We start from the raw sequence: 2,239 nt of genomic DNA on the forward strand, positions 1-2,239 counted from the left end.
TGCCAACGATGCCGCTCGTTCTCGTGTCATCTCTCTGCGCTGCACGACCATCACAACCTCGCCAGATACGGCTCCAGCGCCCCGAGCGATGCCAGCGTATGCGCGGGCGCGTAGAGGTCGACATGCGGCAGCGCGGCCTTGATGCCTTTCGCTTCGGGCGCATAGCCCTGCCAGCCGGCCATCGGGTTGAGCCAGACGATGCGGCGGCAACGTCGCGCCAGCTGCGCCATTTCCCGTCCTAACAAGGCAGCATCGCCGGTCTCGTAGCCGTCGGAGACGATCATCACGCAGGTGCGCGAATGGATCACGCGCGCGGCGTGCCAGCGATTGAAGCTCGAGAGGCTCTCGCCGATCCTGGTGCCGCCGCCCGCGCCCTGCGCCATCATCGAGAGCCGGTCGAGCGCACGCGCGGCATCCTTCTCCTTCATCGCGTCGGAGACGTGGACGAGCTGCGTGTGAAACAGGAACGCCTCGGCCTCGCGAAACTCATCCAGCACGCCATGGACGAAGCGCAGGAACACCGAGGTGTACAGGCTCATCGAGCCGGAGGCATCGAGCAGCACGACCAGCCGCAGCGGCTTTTCTTTTCGCTTTCTCTTGACCAGCGTGATCGGCACGCCGCCATGGCTGATATTGCGATGGATGGTGCGGCGCAGGTCGAGCCGTGCGCCGCGACGGCGCAGCCGATCCCGCCTTGTCAGCCGCGTGCGCATCGCTTTCGCCAAGCGCGCGGCGGCCTCATGCGCTTCTCGCACCTGGTCCGGATCGGCGAGCTTGCGGAAATCGGTCTCGGCGAGGTTCTCGACAACAGAGGCGCCCTCTGCCCGGCCTTCGCTTCCAGCGGCTTGCGCCGCGTCATCCAGCGACGGCACTTGATCAGTTGCAGATGGCACGGGCGGCTGCATGCTGCCGGTGTCCTGCAGCGTCTTCAACGACGGACTGTTCGCCGTCTTGCTCGACCCTGAAACGTGTGAGCGCGATCGCACGCGCCGGTTCAGCCAGAATGCATCGAACAGGCCATCGAAGCGATCCCACTCGCTCTTCCGCGCCGACAACAGGTGCTTGAAAGCGGAGCGCAGCAGACCCGGCCTTTGCGCCAAACCCGACGCCATCACCGCCGCCGCATCCCGCCCCTCGGCCAAGCCCACGGCAAAGCCATTGTCGCGCAGCGTTTTCAGAAAAGCACTCAGCCGGCCTGCAACCAGGCGCGAGACCGCGTCCAGATCGCCTGGCTCGGGCGTGGCGCCGCAGCAGCTCATGCGACCCTCCCCAGCAGGCGCGCGGAAACCTCGCGCGTGATCCGGGCGCGGTCCTCATGGGTCTTGAGCAGGCACATCAGGGTGTCCTGCACGATCTCCGGCCGGTCCTTGAGATCGCGCACGTCGAGCCCGACCAGCGCGGCCGCCCAGTCGAGCGTCTCGGCAACGCCCGGCACCTTGCGCAGCTCCTCCTTGCGAACCGAGTTCACCATCTGCGCGATCTGCAGTGACAGCTGCGCCGAGGCGCCGTCGATCCGCGCCAGGATGATGCGCGCCTCGCGATCGACATCGGGATAGTCGACATAGTGGTAGAGGCAGCGCCGCCGCAGCGCATCGGAGAGCTCGCGCGTGCCATTCGACGTCAGCACCACATGCGGGATCGACGTCGCCTTGATGGTGCCGAGCTCGGGGATCGAGACCTGGAAATCGGAGAGCAGTTCGAGCAGAAACGCCTCGAACTCATCATCGGCGCGGTCGATTTCATCGATCAGCAGCACCGGCGGCGTGCCGCGGCGGATGGCTGACAGCAGCGGCCGCTCCAGCAGGTATTTTTCCGAGAAGATCTGATCCTCGATCTGCTCGGCATGGCCACGATGCGCCTCGATCGCCAGCAACTGGCGCTGGTAGTTCCACTCGTACAGTGCCTGCGACTGGTCCAGCCCTTCATAGCATTGCAGCCGGATCAACTCGGTCGCGTGGACGCAGGCCAGCGCCTTGGCGACCTCGGTCTTGCCGACGCCGGCCTCGCCCTCGAGCAGCAGCGGACGCCTGAGCATCTGCATCAGCGAGATTGCAGTCGCAAGCTCGCCGTCGGCGATATAGCCGCAGGCGGCGAGTCGTTCTGCGATCTGGTCGCGGGTTTTCATATTTCGTAGCACGCTAGATGTATCTCAGCAGAGCGGCATCGGAAGTGAACTCCCCTCCCCCTTGCGGGGAGGGGTCGGGGGTGGGGGTCTCCGAGCGAGACTGCCCGTGGGGTA

At 65.8% G+C, this 2,239-nt stretch carries 2 protein-coding genes; both read right to left on the reverse strand.

The window, feature by feature from the left end; genetic code table 11:
- Positions 1-50: 50 nt before the first annotated feature.
- The gene (locus BRAS3843_RS08870; protein ID WP_008968492.1) at positions 51-1,259 is read right to left on the reverse strand and encodes a VWA domain-containing protein; all 1,209 of its coding nucleotides are present in this window, start codon (positions 1,257-1,259) and stop codon (positions 51-53) included.
- Complete coding sequence (locus BRAS3843_RS08875; protein WP_008968493.1) at positions 1,256-2,125, reverse strand: MoxR family ATPase; 870 nt, start codon at positions 2,123-2,125, stop codon at positions 1,256-1,258. Before BRAS3843_RS08875 ends, BRAS3843_RS08870 begins: the two co-directional genes overlap by 4 nt.
- Positions 2,126-2,239: the final 114 nt, after the last annotated feature.

The organism is Bradyrhizobium sp. STM 3843 (genome assembly GCF_000239815.1).
GTDB lineage: Bacteria > Pseudomonadota > Alphaproteobacteria > Rhizobiales > Xanthobacteraceae > Bradyrhizobium.